At 53.9% G+C, this 15,088-nt stretch carries 14 protein-coding genes; 1 reads left to right on the top strand and 13 read right to left on the bottom strand.

From position 1 onward, the window contains the following. Window positions 1–14 precede the first annotated feature (14 nt). Complete coding sequence (locus ACFSR7_RS12990) at window positions 15–644, bottom strand: peptide-methionine (S)-S-oxide reductase MsrA (protein WP_378162123.1); 630 nt, start codon at window positions 642–644, stop codon at window positions 15–17. A gap of 87 nt (window positions 645–731) precedes the next feature. On the opposite strand from ACFSR7_RS12990, the gene ACFSR7_RS12985 reads away from it, so the two are divergent. After that, window positions 732–899, top strand: coding sequence for a hypothetical protein (locus ACFSR7_RS12985; RefSeq protein ID WP_378162121.1), 168 nt, complete (start codon window positions 732–734; stop codon window positions 897–899). Window positions 900–985: 86 nt separating this feature from the next. On the opposite strand, the gene ACFSR7_RS12980 is transcribed toward ACFSR7_RS12985, so the two are convergent. The 12 genes from ACFSR7_RS12980 to ACFSR7_RS12925 form a co-directional block, all read right to left on the bottom strand. Beyond that, window positions 986–1,402 carry an organic hydroperoxide resistance protein gene (locus ACFSR7_RS12980; RefSeq protein ID WP_378162119.1) on the bottom strand — a complete coding sequence of 139 codons (417 nt, stop codon included), beginning with the start codon at window positions 1,400–1,402 and terminating at the stop codon, window positions 986–988. A gap of 351 nt (window positions 1,403–1,753) precedes the next feature. Next, the gene (locus ACFSR7_RS12975; protein ID WP_378162117.1) at window positions 1,754–2,281 is read right to left on the bottom strand and encodes a GDSL-type esterase/lipase family protein; all 528 of its coding nucleotides are present in this window, start codon (window positions 2,279–2,281) and stop codon (window positions 1,754–1,756) included. A gap of 761 nt (window positions 2,282–3,042) precedes the next feature. Beyond that, the gene (locus ACFSR7_RS12970; RefSeq protein ID WP_378162115.1) at window positions 3,043–3,279 is read right to left on the bottom strand and encodes a GNAT family N-acetyltransferase; all 237 of its coding nucleotides are present in this window, start codon (window positions 3,277–3,279) and stop codon (window positions 3,043–3,045) included. Between the two features lie 170 nt (window positions 3,280–3,449). Then, the gene (locus tag ACFSR7_RS12965; RefSeq protein WP_378162113.1) at window positions 3,450–3,842 is read right to left on the bottom strand and encodes a type II toxin-antitoxin system death-on-curing family toxin; all 393 of its coding nucleotides are present in this window, start codon (window positions 3,840–3,842) and stop codon (window positions 3,450–3,452) included. Between the two features lies 1 nt (window position 3,843). Then, window positions 3,844–4,137, bottom strand: coding sequence for an AbrB/MazE/SpoVT family DNA-binding domain-containing protein (locus ACFSR7_RS12960; RefSeq protein ID WP_378162111.1), 294 nt, complete (start codon window positions 4,135–4,137; stop codon window positions 3,844–3,846). A 164-nt stretch (window positions 4,138–4,301) separates the two neighbouring features. Then, window positions 4,302–6,041 carry a hypothetical protein gene (locus tag ACFSR7_RS12955; RefSeq protein ID WP_378162109.1) on the bottom strand — a complete coding sequence of 580 codons (1,740 nt, stop codon included), beginning with the start codon at window positions 6,039–6,041 and terminating at the stop codon, window positions 4,302–4,304. Between the two features lie 3 nt (window positions 6,042–6,044). Further along, on the bottom strand, window positions 6,045–7,085 hold the full coding sequence (locus ACFSR7_RS12950) for a glycoside hydrolase family 88/105 protein (RefSeq protein ID WP_378162107.1): 1,041 nt from the start codon (window positions 7,083–7,085) through the stop codon (window positions 6,045–6,047). A gap of 63 nt (window positions 7,086–7,148) precedes the next feature. Continuing rightward, complete coding sequence (locus tag ACFSR7_RS12945; protein ID WP_378162105.1) at window positions 7,149–8,891, bottom strand: hypothetical protein; 1,743 nt, start codon at window positions 8,889–8,891, stop codon at window positions 7,149–7,151. Window positions 8,892–8,975: 84 nt separating this feature from the next. Next, window positions 8,976–10,583: an extracellular solute-binding protein gene (locus ACFSR7_RS12940; RefSeq protein WP_378162103.1), complete on the bottom strand. Its 1,608-nt coding sequence runs from the start codon at window positions 10,581–10,583 to the stop codon at window positions 8,976–8,978. A 65-nt stretch (window positions 10,584–10,648) separates the two neighbouring features. After that, window positions 10,649–11,542, bottom strand: a complete 894-nt coding sequence (locus tag ACFSR7_RS12935; RefSeq protein ID WP_378162101.1) for a carbohydrate ABC transporter permease — start codon at window positions 11,540–11,542, stop codon at window positions 10,649–10,651. Continuing rightward, complete coding sequence (locus ACFSR7_RS12930; RefSeq protein WP_378162099.1) at window positions 11,536–12,510, bottom strand: ABC transporter permease; 975 nt, start codon at window positions 12,508–12,510, stop codon at window positions 11,536–11,538. The genes ACFSR7_RS12935 and ACFSR7_RS12930 overlap by 7 nt, the downstream gene beginning before the upstream one ends. 203 nt (window positions 12,511–12,713) lie before the next feature. Then, window positions 12,714–15,008 (bottom strand): helix-turn-helix domain-containing protein, encoded by a 2,295-nt coding sequence (locus ACFSR7_RS12925; protein ID WP_378162097.1) that lies wholly within the window; start codon window positions 15,006–15,008, stop codon window positions 12,714–12,716. Window positions 15,009–15,088 lie beyond the last annotated feature (80 nt).

Here is a 15,088-nt window from a genome sequence, read left to right as displayed (position 1 = left end):
CTGCGGCTTGGCGATCACCACCGTATCTTCCGAACCCGTTCAATCAAAGCATTCCGCACCTCCGGATTCATGGGCCACGCTTGAATCTCGCGGAGGACCGGCCCCAGATTCGCATACCCCTTGGCGATGCCGTTGAGCCGTGCCGCCAGCGTCGAACGCAGAAAGGCTTCTTCCGATTCGTACAGTCCGCTCAGTCTGCCCACCGCATCCGGGTATCTTTTCAGATAATACTTCTGATGCCGCGGCTCTGCAGGATAAAACGCATTAAAGGGCGCAATCTCCGTCTCCAGCGCATGTCCCTTGTCCGCCTCCACCCGCTTCTTAACCCGGTTAAAAACCTCCGCCTGATCCGCGTCGCGGTATAGCAGCAAAGACTGATACTGTCTTCCTTTATAACCGTTAATATTAACGGGGTTATGATGATGCCAGAATGTCTCCAGCAATTGGTCTGCAGTAATGAGCGCGGCATCGAAAACGATCTCGACCGTCTCGGAATGATCCCCCATCTCGCGATACGTCGGCAGCCCGGTGGTCCCGCCCGCATAACCAACGCGCGTCTCCGCGACGCCGGGCAACGAGCCGAACAGCGCTTCCGGCGACCAGAAGCAGCCCATGCCAAGCGTGATCGTCCGTTTCTCGCCCATAAGCCCGCCTCCTCGTATTGCGCACATATTCTCGTCCAAGAAGTGGCATGCTGGAATGGTTGTGAAAATCGTCCAAGGAGGTGCCCCATGACCCATAACCAAAACGAGCCGTCCAAAGCGGAGGTCCAGACGACCAAGCTGAACAAGCTGCCCGTCCCCGGCCAGGACGATACCGAGTTCTCCGCGGAGGAAGCGGCAGAAGCTTTCGAACAAGGCCAGTCCGACAGCGGCACTCAGGGTACGGATCGTCCATAACCTTGTTTTAAAAGAATAAGACACCGGCGGCCTTTTCGCAAAAAGGTTCGCGGTGTCTTATTTGCGCATGGCTGGGCGCCCCGTCTTTAAACGACGTTGATCGTGACCTCGATATTGCCCCGCGTCGCCTTGGAATAAGGGCAGACCTGGTGCGCCTCGGCAGTCAGCTGTTCGGCCAGCGTGCGTTCGACGCCGTTCAGCGTCACATCGAGCGCGACCGCCAGGGCGAATCCGCCGTCCGTGTCTTTGCCGATCGTGACATGTGCCGTCACTTCCGTGCCTTCGAACTTGACCTCACGCCGGCGGCATACCAGATTCAGCGCGCTCTCGAAGCATGCCGCGTAGCCCGCCGCGAACAGCTGCTCCGGATTCGTCGCAGCCCCGCCCATTCCGCCTAGCTCCTTGGGCATGCGCAGCTCAAGCTGCAGCACGCCGTCGCTCGAAGACAGCTTGCCTTCGCGTCCCCCCGTGACTGTCACGGTTGCCGTATATAGGTTTTCCACCCGATATCCCTCCACGTATCCGAAGTCCGATGCGTCGCGCGCCCTATGGGCAAATGAAGTTCGCCTCGACATCCGATTAGGTTGCGCGGAAGGGGAATTTTTATCCTGACTATACAGCTTTAAAAGCAGCGCTAACACCGAAGTGTGGTTTCGTCTGTCTACTATTCTTCCACATGTGCATAACTCTGTGCACATGCTGTGGATGTTATGTTGATAACTACTTATATATCGTTATTGCAAGCGCGGCAAGGATACGACCTTCAGCCATTGGCGCGCAATCATCTCGTGGCCGGCGGCGGTCGGATGAATGCCGTCCCAGAGCCAGTGCTCCCGCGGCGCACGCCGGCAAGCTTAGTCGAACAGGTGCTGCAGCGGTACGAACGTCGCCGAATAGCTGTCGGCCAGCTCGCGCACGATCTGCCGGTATGCCGTCATCCTCGTTTCCCAGTCCGTCCACTTCTCGTCAAGAGACCCGGCCCGGAGGATAAAAGGCTCGCACAATACGATCCGCGCATTCGGAAGCACCGCCCGCGTCTCTTCGAGCAGATGCGTATAAGCCGTCTTGTAACGATCTGAAGCGCCGCGCGCGTCGCCCTGGATCAGATGGTATGCGTCGTTGACGCCGACCAGGATGCTGATGAAATCCGGCCGTACGCTGATCGCGTCTTCGTTCCACCTGGCATACAGATCCGAAGCCCGGTCCCCACTAACGCCGCGATTCACCACTGCAGGGGCATCGGCGCCAAGCTCCAAGCCCAAGCGGCCCGCGATCTGAAATACAAAACCGTGCCCCAAAATATGATTGGGATCGCTCGTCCGGCCGCGAGCGCCGTCCGTAATCGAATCGCCAATGAATAAAATCGTGTTTTTCGCCGCCATTCCGCTCGCCTTCCCCTCATTTCGTTTCTCTTCGGTTCAATTGTATCACCGGACCGTGAGGCGAGGAACGGGGACGCCGAACCCTCAAGCCGGGATATCGGTTAAGGAGCGCGTTGCAGCGACGCACGAAACGCGGACGCTCAAGAATATGTGCATAACTTTGTGCACAATCCGTGGATAACTTGGGGATAAGTGTACGCAGCACGTTTGGAAGCCCCTTCATCATGAAGAAAACATCCCGTTATAACAACTCCACCTTAAGCAGCATTCTCAAAATAACCATCGTCGCTTCCTGGCTGTTCGCCGTTTATACTTTCGTATTGCTGGCTCGCCCTTTCGTAAATTACGAACATGATGCTCAACTTTTCCGCCGCAAGAGGAGACGCCATGACCAATCGAAATAACGTGGCAGCAATATAAAGACTCAGATGTCTGGCTTCCACCCACTTGTGCATAACGCTGTGCACACGCTGTGGGTAAGTTGTGGATAATCTCGATAAAGTGGGGATAACGCATATGGCAATGAAAAACGTCTCTTGGAAGCCGCTCGGCCGACTTGGCTGGGCTCGGAGCTTGTCACAGCGCACCGATCCGTTTCACGTACAAGTCGTAGTTCTCGCGATCGAAGCATACGAACTGAATCCGACTCAAACGCATGTTTGCGCGCCAATTCGTCGGTAACGGCCTCGATCGCTACATTAATTTTACGCCGCTCATTGTCTTTTCCAACCGAAGCCCTCCTTTAACGCAGTTAACCTTACTTACGACAGCTGCGAACGCAGCAACGCATAATAGGTCAAATCCTCGTATTCGCCGTCCTTTAACACATATCCCCGAAATACCCCTTCATGCTTCATTCCCATCTTTTCCATCACGCGAAACGAAGCCGGATTCCGCGTCAGGGCCGCTGCCCATACGCGATGCAGCTTCAGGTCCTCCAACGCGAACCGCAATACTCGCTTCGCCGCCTCCGAGCAATGGATCGATACGAAGCCCAACGATGCCCATAAACGTCTCCGACTGCCGATCGAGCACGGCGGATTAAAAATCGAATTTTAAACGCCATTAAAAACGCAAAAAAACTCCATCCTCAAGGGACGGAGTCGATCCGCGGTACCACCCTGGTTGACAGGGACGTTTATTATTCAGAAAGCATGCCCTTGATTTTTTATCTATCTAAGGAAAATTGTTCTAAAATCCTCGCAGAATCCTCCAACGAATGAATTCCTTTTGCAACATCTACGATAAACTCCACAGCATATTCGCGTTCCATTTTTAAATGCTTGCCATTCATCATGAGAAATGATTTGGTAACCAAATAGGCTGTCCGTTTATTGCCGTTGTGGAAGCAATGATTCTTGACTAGAGACTCTAGCAAAGCAGCCGCTTTGTCGAATAAATGGGGATATGCATCCTCCCCGAAGACGCTTTGTTGCGGTCGATGTACCGCAGATTCCAGCAAGCCATGATCCTTCACGCCTGCTTGGTCTGCGTCGTTCATTTTCCGCATCATGAAATAATGGGCTGAAATGACCTCTTCCTTGGTTAGGAATATCATCATTTCATCGATCCCTTAAGTCTTCAAGAATACCCTCATCCTCTTCAAACACGTCAAAAAACGCTTCAAGAACTTCAGGTCTTACATTGTCGGGGAGCCCAGCTTGCCGAACCTTCTTCAACACAACTTCACCGCGGTCATTCTCCACAAATTCAATCTCGTCGCCCTGCGTAACATTTAACTTTTCAGCCAGTCTTTTTGGCAAACCAATCCCTAAGCTGTTGCCCATTCGACCTACTTTGCGGGAATAACGCATCGCATTCGATTTTTCGTTTTTCACTTTGACCACACCATTCATTATAATTCTCCTCTCTATAAGTATGATCCGCGTCCAATTGTTAATACCTTATAAATGTAATAACTTTATAACATAATTTCATCTTAGCAAGTTTTCTGGTTCACGGCAAACAACAATAAAAGCCCCCAACCTGCCGAAGCAGCATCGAAGGCTTTCCTCATTTTTCACACCCATTTTGCACGTGACTTCCCCAGCAAAGCCGAAGGCAGTTGAACCTTGTTCTCCCGATACAGCTCGCCGGTTTTCCGCGGCTTCTGCGGCACGGTGATGGCAGCCAGGCCATCGTCCGTTTGAACTGACGCGGTCAGCCACGATTCGTCGGATTGGATGTCGATGGCCGGCAGCGGCCGATCTTCGCCCAGCGACAGCGTGAAGATCCAGACCGCCTGCTCCAGCGCATGAAAATCGAAATCCCGCTCTTCGCCCGTCGAGATGACGTAGTCCAGGCTGATGCCTTCTTCGCTTCGCTCCGTTTGCAGCTGGAGTTCTCCATAGTCCGAGCAGTCCAGGACCGCCTCCACCTGCATCGTCGTCCCCCCGATTGCGGTCACGAACCGGGTGCCCGCCTGAGTTATCGGCAGCTCCACATTCGCCGCGTTTCCACCGAGGAGAAGCCGGATGCGCAGATCCTTGGCTCGGAACCTGCCGTTAAGGATGTCCAGATCCTGATGCCACCCGCCGTTATCCGTCGCCAGGTTAAAGGCGAACAGCACCAGCCCGCGCGACTGCACGCCCGTGAAAATCGCCGAGCAGAAGTCCCTGCCGTCCTTTAAAAACTGGAGCTGGATCGACACCGCATTCCCGCCGCCGCTGTCCACGTAGCCGAGCAGATTACGGCGCTGGTTCCACATGCTGCCAGACGAATAGCTGCCGAGCGACAGCCGCTCGTTCTGATACGTCGTCGCATAGTTTTGGAAGCCCGTCTCGTCCGCCTTCAGCGTTGGCTCCGTGAAGTAACGTTCCTCCGTCGAGCTGAACAAGTAGCGGTACTTATCAGGGCAGCGAATAGGTCCCGGCTCCGGCTTCAATCCCGACTCCTGCCCCGGCTCGTACTCCGGCTCATGCCCAAGCGCATTCTCAAGAAAAGCCTTTTCGTTCGGCCGCAGCTGCGTGCTGTACGTCCGGCTGTGCGGGCCGCTCCACGCGCCCGTCGCAGGGTGATAATGCCTCGCGATCATATGCCAGGCAAGGTCCAGCAGCTCCTCCGCGTCCGCAACCGCCCCGGCCGTGCCCGAATCCGCGTAGATGCCGTGCAGCTCCTCGATGGCAATCGGCGTATAGCACGGACTGTTGTACTCCGAGAACGTGCCGATAGCCTTCGTATAGTCGCGAAACGTGCGGAGACGCTGCTCGCCATAGCTGCGAATCCCTTCTTGACCCAGCAGCTCGCCGCCCAGAAGCGTAACGAGCGCCCCCATGATGGCGATGTTCGTATAATGCGGGCCGACATGGCGGATGATGATTGCCTGGCAGGCGTGATACACGGCGCCGCGCAGCTTGTCGATGAGCGAAGGCGGGAGCAGCTCCGCATGATTTTTTAAAATGAGCACGAGCTTCTTGCCGTGAAAATCCGCCATATTCCAATCAGGACGATCCATCTCGTCCAGCGACTCCTCGTCGAAATACGGCCAGATCCCGTATGTCGAACGACTCGGATCTTGGTCCTGCCTGGCGACGACGACCTCCAGAATGTCTGACGCCCGCTTCGCGTATGCTTCGCCGCCATACTGCAGTAGGTCAAATGCATAGCAGGTCGCGACATACAGCTCGTAAGCGAAAGGATGCCGCTCCGGCTTTAACGCCGTGTGATACGTCTTCGTCATAGGAACCCGAACTAGCTTGACGTCGGCATCATACGCTTTTTCTTTGGCCTGGATCGAGGCGAGAAGCTCGGCGCTGCGCATGGTCTACTCGCTCCTTTGCGATATTTTCGCGAGCAGCATCAGCACCAGGCCCTGCCCGTACAGGGTCGGATACGTCGGCACGTCATTCTGATACGCCTCGATCGTCGGCATCACCGGCGTGCCGCCGGATACGCCCTTGACCAGGCCCTCGTCCGTAATATACGGAACGATCGCGCGATACGTTCGGTCGGCACCGGCCACGTACTTCTCTTCGTCCGCAATCAGCTTCAGCTCAATCGCCTTCAGTACGCCGTAAGCGATCCCCGCGCTGCCCGACACTTCTCTGTAAAAGTCCGGCCGGTCCATCACCGTGCTCCACAGCCCATCCGCCTGCTGATAGCCGAGGAGCCCGCTCATCAGGCGGCCGTAACGCGCCTTCAGCTCCTGCGGAATGTCGACAAGCCCGTCGATCTCCGCTACGATCATCGGGACGCCGGCGGCAATCCAGGCATTCGCCCGCGTCCAGCGCGCGCCGGACATATGATCGCCCGAGGTGCAGTTCCAGCCATGGAACAGCACGCCGGTCTGCGGATCCTGCAGCAAGCGCAAATGGATCAGCAACTGCTTGAGCGCCTCCTCCGCGTAAGCCGTGCTTCCGAGGAGCGAGGCCGTGCGCGCCAGGAACAGCACCGCCATGAAGATCGTATCCGCCCATACCTGCTCGGAAAATGCCACGTTTTCCGTCACCGTATGCTCGAAGGCTTCTTCGCGCGTGCGCGGCGCTGCATGCAGCAGCCACTCGGCGACGCGCACCGCTTCCTCCTTGAACTTGGCATCGCCGGTCAGCCGGTAAAGCGCAGGGAAGATCGCAAAGGGGGCAATCGAATTGATTACCGTTTTCCCCTTGGCCTTCGCCTCATTTCTTTTCACCCAGTCCTGCAAATACGCCAGCACCTGAACATCGCTCGTCGCCTCGTAGTATTCCAGCAGTGCAATGACGCCAACCCCCGGGACCCAGTCCCAGTGATCGATGTCCATTCCCCAGTTTCCGGAATGGTCCTGTATCATTTGCCGCCATACTTTTCCCGCATAAGCTTCAACCATCGATGCCCACCGTCCTTCTTATATTGCAAAGCTTACCATTCCGGCTACGACCGCGGCCGCTAATCACGACATGAACAGTTCCATGCGATTGGCTGGCTTTTTGGCCAATTCCAGACCCAGAACAGCCTGGCCTTCTGGCATTTGACTCGTTACTTGCACGGTATGTTCGCGAGCGGAAATTAATACGTCGTGACCCGCTTTCTCTTCACTCGATAAGGACAGCGCAAAAAGAAACAGCGCTTCGCCCATATTGTGGAAGTCAATCTCTCGAACGCCGCCTTCGTGCAAGATCAAATCCAGACAGGAAGAGCCGTTTTCCGTATGCGTCTCCCACCGGAACGGACCAAAGCCCGACATCGCGCCGTATAAGCCGCTGACGACCAAGCCGGTTTCCCCGATGACCGTCTCATAAATGTCTTCACTGCGCTGCGCCCATGCAGGAGCCTGGCCCGTACAGCCAATCTCGATTCGAATTCTCAGATCCTCAGCCATCATTTTCCCGTAAATCGGATCCAGATTCACATGCGTATCCCCGCCGTCGAGGGCGAACTGAATGCCGTACAACACGGACCCGCCTTTTTGCGTTCCCTTAAATACGGCCGAGCAGAAATCGTAGCCGTCATGCAGAACGCGCAGGCGAACGTAGCAGCGTTCGTTGTTCTTCGCCCTTACATAAGCCAATAAATTGCGGCATTGATTCCACATGACGTTATGATTAAAGGTTCCTATTGCGTAGGCTTCGGTCATATACGTATAAGCCGAGCGCGTGCGGAATTCCGGACTCGGCGGCAGATCCTGTCTCAGCTCGCGTGCGGAGGTCAAATCGGCGAACAAGCTTCTGAATTGCAGCGGGCACTCCACCCCATGACCGAACCATTCGAGACTGTACCGAAAATCCGCCTCGCGAATAAGCGGGACTTCTCCGTCGCAAGCCGCGTACAGAAAGGACAAATGCGTCGGATCCAAAAAGGAGGAATAGGAACGTGCATGGGGACCGGACCATTCTTGGAGATAAGGGTGAAAATGCTCGGCAATCATCTGCCAAGTCGTATCCAGCAGCTCCGTCGTAATGCGGTAAGCAGACGCCGTCCGCGTATACGTCGCAAGCGCCGAGAGCTCAAGGATGGCGATCGTGCTGTAGGGCGGGCTGTTGTACTCTAGAAAGGCGCCGGCTTCCATCGTATAGGCGTAAAACCGCCGCAGACGGGCGAAGCCGTATTCGAAATAACGGGAAACGCCCAATCTTTCTCCGGCGATGAGCGTTACGAATGCTCCCATAATAGCGATATTGGTATATTCGGGGCCGACATTGCGCTTGATGATGGCTTCGCAGCTAAAACAAATGGCCTGGCAAACGGCCGTCCGCAAAGCTTCCGGCAATCGCCGGCCATGACGAATGTATACGAACAGAAGTCTTTTGCCAATGAAGTCCGCCCAGTTCCAGTCCGGCGGCGACATGCGCGCGAGCGGTTCTTCCCAGAACCAAGACCAGATCCCAAAGGTAGGGGAATCCGGATTCTGGTCTTGAAGAGAAACGATCTCTTTAATGATGTCAAACGCCCGCTGTTCGTATCTCTCTTCGCCCGCATCCAATAAAGCAAGCGCGTAATCCATCGATTCTCTCGTCGGATGAATATGCGGCGCGCTCTTAATCGTTGTATGGTAGCCCGGGCTGGCGAAGGGGCAGCGCAGCATCCGATTTTCGGGATTATATCGATCGTGCAGCTTGGCCAGCTCTTTTTCGAAATGCGTCTGCCACTTCCGATCCGATTCGAGGTTGTCGGCCTTCCCGTCGTTGAACTTCATCGTTTGCTCCGCTCCTATAGAAAAGTGAGCCGAAAAGATGATCGGCCCACTTTTTGGTTTACTTTGTTGATTCACCTTATTGGTTTACTTCAATTGATCCTTATTGGCCTGATACCACTCGTTCACGAGCTTCTCCACATTCTCGCCGCCCAACCGGTTCCATTCCTTGCGGATCTCAACCATACCGGCATCCGGGGTCATGGCTCCGGTAACGACCTTCGTCTCGATTTGCACGGCGATCGGCGCAAAGGTCGCAACCAGCTCGCTTACTTCCGGCAAAGAAGGATTGTAGGCAATATCGCGGCGATATTCGTTTTTCATGGCGACGCTGAGCGAATTGGCTTTTTCCTTCGCATATTCCTGGGAGATTGCGTCCGAGGCCGCCATCGTCGGGAACCATTCCGGCTTGAGCGCATACTGATTGACAACCGCATATTCGGACGCATAGGCGACTTCTTGTTTAAACTTCGCGGCATCGATGGTTTGCGGAACGCCGTCGACCAGCTTGTAATGGACGTTCTCCTCGCCGTACTTAAGCGGCTTCCAGCCCGAATCCAGCATCCAGTCCAAATACTTGATGGCCGCCTCGATCTTGTCTTCCTTCATCTGACTGTTAAAGGTTACATAGATGTTGGCAGGCGTTTCTTGATACAGACCGGACTTGCCGTACTTGGAGGCGACCGGCTCCATGGCCGTCATCTTGGCAGTCGGCACATTTTTCTTGAGGTCCATAAATTCATTTTCCATATTCCACGCGCCCAACAGGATGCCCGCTTGCCCGGTCGTCCAGAACTGCGTGGCGCGCTGGAAGTTTTTGTCCGTGATGTACTCTTTATCGATTAAGCCCTCGTCGAACAACTGCTTCTGAAAAGCAAGATAATCCTTGGTGCGGTCGTTCACTCTGCCGAATTCCAGCTTGTCCCCTTCCAGGTACCATTGGTTTTCGTGGGTTTGGAAAAACGAACGCATAATGGTGTTGCCGTTGCCGTTGAACACGATCGGAACGGTATTCTTCTTGCCGTCGCCGTCCGGATCTTCGTCCCTGAACTTGCGGGCGACTTCGATCAGCTCGTCGACCGTCGTCGGCGCCTGCAGATTCAACTTGTCCAGCCAGTCCTGCCGGATCCAAATTCCGTGGTTCGCAATCGCTTCAGGTCCGCGAACGCTTGCAACCGCATACATTTTGCTATCGATATTCAGATACGATTTAAGCTCCGGATGCTCGTTCAAGTAATTTTTATACGTCGTGCTGTACTTCTCGATATAATCCCCGATCGGCTGAATGGCGCCGTTGTTTGCGAGCTGCGCGATGTAGTTTCGGTCATAATCCCACATCAGATCGGGTGCGCTTCCGGATGCGATCAGGGTATTCAGCTTGGTTTGCGCTTCGTTGCGGGGGACGGGCACCCACTTGACGGCAGCTGGCGCATTTTCGTTAATCCATTTGGTCCAGCGGTTGTTCTCGTAGCTGCCCTCGTCTGCCGCCACCGCGCCTCTGTCAAACATCGAGACGGTGATGCCAACCTTCTTGCCGTTTGCATTTCCCGCACTGCTCGCTGCCGCGCTGCCCGATCCCTCTGCGGACAGCGAAGACAATTGATTGCCGTTCGATTCCGAACTGCAGGCTGTCAGCGCCGAAGCGGTCAAGCCGGCAGCCATCAGCATGGTGAGCACCTTTTTAGACGTCTTCAAACCCTTCATCCCCTTTAAATTTGTTAGAATCTATATCTAGTGAGGAGATTATCCTCATCATGATATCAACCTTTTACAGAACCGATCAACACGCCTTTAACGAAGTGCTTTTGTAGAAAAGGATAGAGGCATAGGATCGGCGTAAGCACGATGACGACGGCCGCCGCTTTGATCCCCTCAGGCGTCAGCATTACCTGCGCGGCCCCCTCGCTGCCGGCCCCGCCGTTTAACAAGCTGGCGTCCACTTGCTTAATCATCTGGTAAAGCTTCAGCATCATCGTCTGCAGGTTCGAAGAGGTGATGTAGAGCATGACATTAAAGTAAGAATTCCACCAGCCTACCGCATAGAATAGCGACAAAGCCGCAAGAATCGGTTTGCATAACGGAAGAATAATTTGAATCAATATACGCCAGTCCCCTGCGCCGTCGATGGATGCAGACTCCATAATCTCTTCCGGCAAGCCTTCCATGAAGGATTTCATCACGAACAAGTTATAGGTGCTTATAAGCGCAGGCAGCCACAGAGCCCAGAAGGAATCCATTAAACCGAGCGACTTGACCAGAATAAAGCTGGGAATGATGCCCGCGCTAAAGATCATCGTCAGGGTAATGAACATAAGCAGCGGGCCGCGGCCGTACAGTCTGCGACGGGATAACGGAAAGGCGGCAAGCACGGTCATGATCATATTCAGGACGGTACCGACAACCGTGACGATGACCGTATTCACCATGGAGCGCAGCAACTGTCCGTCGTCGAAAAGCCGTTTGTACGCCTCCACGTTAAACTCTACCGGCCTGAACAATACCTCGCCCGAGGAGATGGCGCGGCTGCTGCTGAACGATGCGGATATTTCATACCAGAAAGGAAATAGCGCGATTAAAGAGAGCAGGCCGAGCACGATATAATTGCTCCATTCCCATAGCGACACGCGTTTTCTCGATTGCCCCACGGTCACCATAGCCCCCTTTCTCCAAACAAACGAATAATCTTGTTCACGCTGACGATCAGGATCAATCCGATCAGGGATTGGAAGAGACCGAGAGCCGTCGTATAGCTGTAATTCATATTTTGAAGGCCGATCCGGTACACATAGGTGCTAATGACGTCCGCCACATCCAGAACGGCATCGTTCTGAAGCGCCAGCGTCTGCTCTAGACCGGCATCCATCATGCTGCCCATGCGCAAAATCAACAGTATGGCAATCGTGCCCCTAATGCCGGGAAGCGTGATATGGAAAATCTGCCGCAGCTTCGACGCCCCGTCGATGCGGGATGCTTCATAGAGCTGAGGGTCGATCGATGCCATCGCGGCCAGATACAGAATCGTGCCCCAACCCGCTTCCTTCCAGATGGAAGAAGCCGTATACGATACCCGCCACCAGGTCGAGTCCGCCATAAAATAGATTTGTTCGATCCCAAATAGCTTCAGGAGACCGTTCACGACGCCCGTACTCGGGGACAGCATGGCGATCAGGATGCCGCCCAGCACGACCCAGGAAATAAAGTGAGGCACATACAGCAAATTTTGCACGATTCTTTTGTATCCTTCGATGCGGACCTCGTTGAGCAGCAAGGCCAGCACGATCGGAACGGGGAACCCGAATACGAGACTGTATACGTTCAGCAGCAGCGTATTTCGCAAGATCCGCCAGAAGTCCGTGCTTTGGAACAGCAAGCGGAAATGCTTCAGTCCGACCCAATCGCTGCCCCAGATGCCGTCCGCAAACCGGTAATCCTTAAACGCGATGATCTCGCCGGCCAACGGCGCGTACTTGAATAACAAATAGAACGCGACGACGGGCAGCAGCATGAGATATAAGTTTTTGTCGCGCACCAGTCTGCGCCTCATCAGTTGCCCTTTGGAAAGCGTGGAACCTTTATGTATGGTCAACGATTCTTTTCGGGAAACAGGCAAGCTCTCTTGCATGCATGATCCTCCTTTCGGTTTGTTGGAATCCCTGCCAACGAGCCTAACTATAGGCAAGATCGCAGCCATGCGAAACAGACTTGTTATGAGGTCGGTTGCAAAAATTGAAAAAACGCCGCGTAACAAAACTTACGCAAGGTTCATTTTTATCGCGCAACAAAAAAACAGCCCTTCCATCGAGAAGAGCTGCCCGTAAATATCGTTTAATTCGCTTTGTCGCTGTGGCTAAGGATCCACTCCCTGTATTCCGTCGGCGTCATGCCCGTGATTTTCTTGAAGGTTCGCATAAAGCTGCGGCTGTTGGCGTAGCCCACGGACTCTGATATATCGTTGATCTTGATGTTCCGATCCCTCAGCAGCAGCTTGGAAGCTTCGATACGGATCTCAATAAGGTAATCGATAAAGTTCCCCTCCGCATGCTCCTTGAACAGCTTGCTGATATACGTCGGATTAAGATTGAATTCATTCGCAAGCAGATCGAGGGACAGTCCGCTATCCTGATAATTCGCCTGCACGTACGCCAATATTTTTACCATCGTGTCGTTCTTGCCGCGTTGACTGCGCTTCTTCTCGATGCTTCGCGACAAATCGGTCAGGACGCCGCCCACGAATCGTTCGGTTTCCCGCCAGCTCTCGCACTGCAGGATCCGTTCGTACATATTGCCGGCTTCGGCGAGCAGCGCGCCCGGATCGATGCCGACGGATTCCGCCGTCTGCATGGAGCGCATGACTAATTCAAAGGAGAACTGGCGAATCAGGTCCGGAGAGAGATTGACCCGCACGGCTTCCTGGTACATGCTGTTCAGCAAAGACAAGAGCTTTTTTTCGTCGGTCAGCTTCAGCGCGTCCTGGATCTGACCGATCAACTGCATGATTTTGTAATAATCCTGGTTGTCCGGCACTTGCAAATCCTCGATGGAGACGACTGTGTGACTGCCGGTCAGCATCTTGTACTTGAGCGCCTGTTGAGATTCCTCATAGGACACGGGGACATGCTCCATCTCCTTATAGCATTTGCCGACGCCGGCCGTTACGGTCAACCCGAATTGCTTGTGCATGACGTCCAGGATCTGCTCGAGAAGTGCGATGGCCCTGAGGTGATTGTGCTCCTCATCCCCGTCAGGGAAGCTGAAGACGATTGCGGCACGCCCTTCGCCCACATCGATAGCAGCGCACGATACCTCCCGGTTAATGATCTCCTCCGCGACATTGCAAGCCGCATACGTATACAGGGCTTCGTCCTTCGACCTCATGCCGCCTTCCTTCGTAATTTCGATCGTACTTACGACGAACCATTCGGGAAACAGGCGAACGCCGATATAATCCAATTGATGCTTGACCAGCGCATACTCTTTCCGGTATCCGATTAAAATGTCCATGATCATGCGCCACTTCAGGATCGGTCTGGAGTTCCGCACCTGATGCTCCAGATTCGCCCGATCCTCGAACATTTGTTCAAAAATATGCTCCAGATCGGACATCTCGCCATACGACTTGCCCGTATTCGTCTTCGACAATTTGCGAAGCAGACGATCCAGCGGTTTAAACGTCCATCGGCTTACATAAAAGAGCAGCCCGAAAGCAAACACGCATATAATGGCCGCAAATATAATCAAAAAGTTTCGCATCACCGTCAACGGGCGATAGGCCTGGCTCTCCGGAACGATGCTGACGATTTTCCAGCCCGACTTGATGGAGTGATGATAAAATACCGATTGATTCACGCCGTCGAGTTTAATGTTAAGCGAGCCGTCTTCCGGTTCGGTCAACAGCTTTTGTATGTACGGCAGTTCCTTCATATTGCTGTAAAGCTTGCTCTTGTCGTCATGGGTGACGACATTGCCCTGATTGTCCAGAATAAAGACATGGCCCTCAAAATTGCTGTCGAAGACGTCGTGAACCAACTGATACAGCACGTCTTCCTTCATATTTAGCGCGAGCAGCCCTTTTCTGAATCCGGGCGCGCTCAGCGCGGGATACGGACGAATAAGCGTGACCACGTCCTGCTTCACCGCGCCGTTCGAGATCGGATGGGTCGGCAGCCACTTGAAATAGCCGGCCATGTCGATATAGTCGGTCAACCATGCGTACGCGGACATTTCCTTCTGCTCGAACGTCGTTTCCGTCAAGATCTGACCGCTGACATCCGAGTATAGAATGATCGATGAGAATCGGAGATTTCGGTTCATAAAGGTGCCGATTTTTGTATTCAGCGCGTAAAAATTGGTGTAGCGGTGCGAATCGTCGTTGTAGCTGTTGTTCATATAATAAACGATCTCGAGCTCGTTGCTGAGCTGAAGGAGATCCTCCTCGGCGCGTTGGAATTCCATATCCAGTTTTTGATCGATCTGCTTAAGCAAAGCGATATTCGTGTTTTTAAGCTGACCCTGCAGAGGCCCGACAGCGCCGCGATAAGAGAGCAGAAACGTCAGAGAGATTATAGTAAATAACACGATTCCGTAAATGAGCATGCTTTTACTTGAAATGCTGAGTTTCAATGAACAAAACCTCGATTCTACAAAGTTTGTACATCCAGGCGCGATAGTTAAATACGGATCGTTTGTAATTACTCTAATGC

The organism is Cohnella sp. GCM10020058 (assembly GCF_042683485.1).
Classification (GTDB): Bacteria; Bacillota; Bacilli; order Paenibacillales; family Paenibacillaceae; genus Cohnella.
This window is presented reverse-complemented; position numbering and strand designations above follow the sequence as displayed.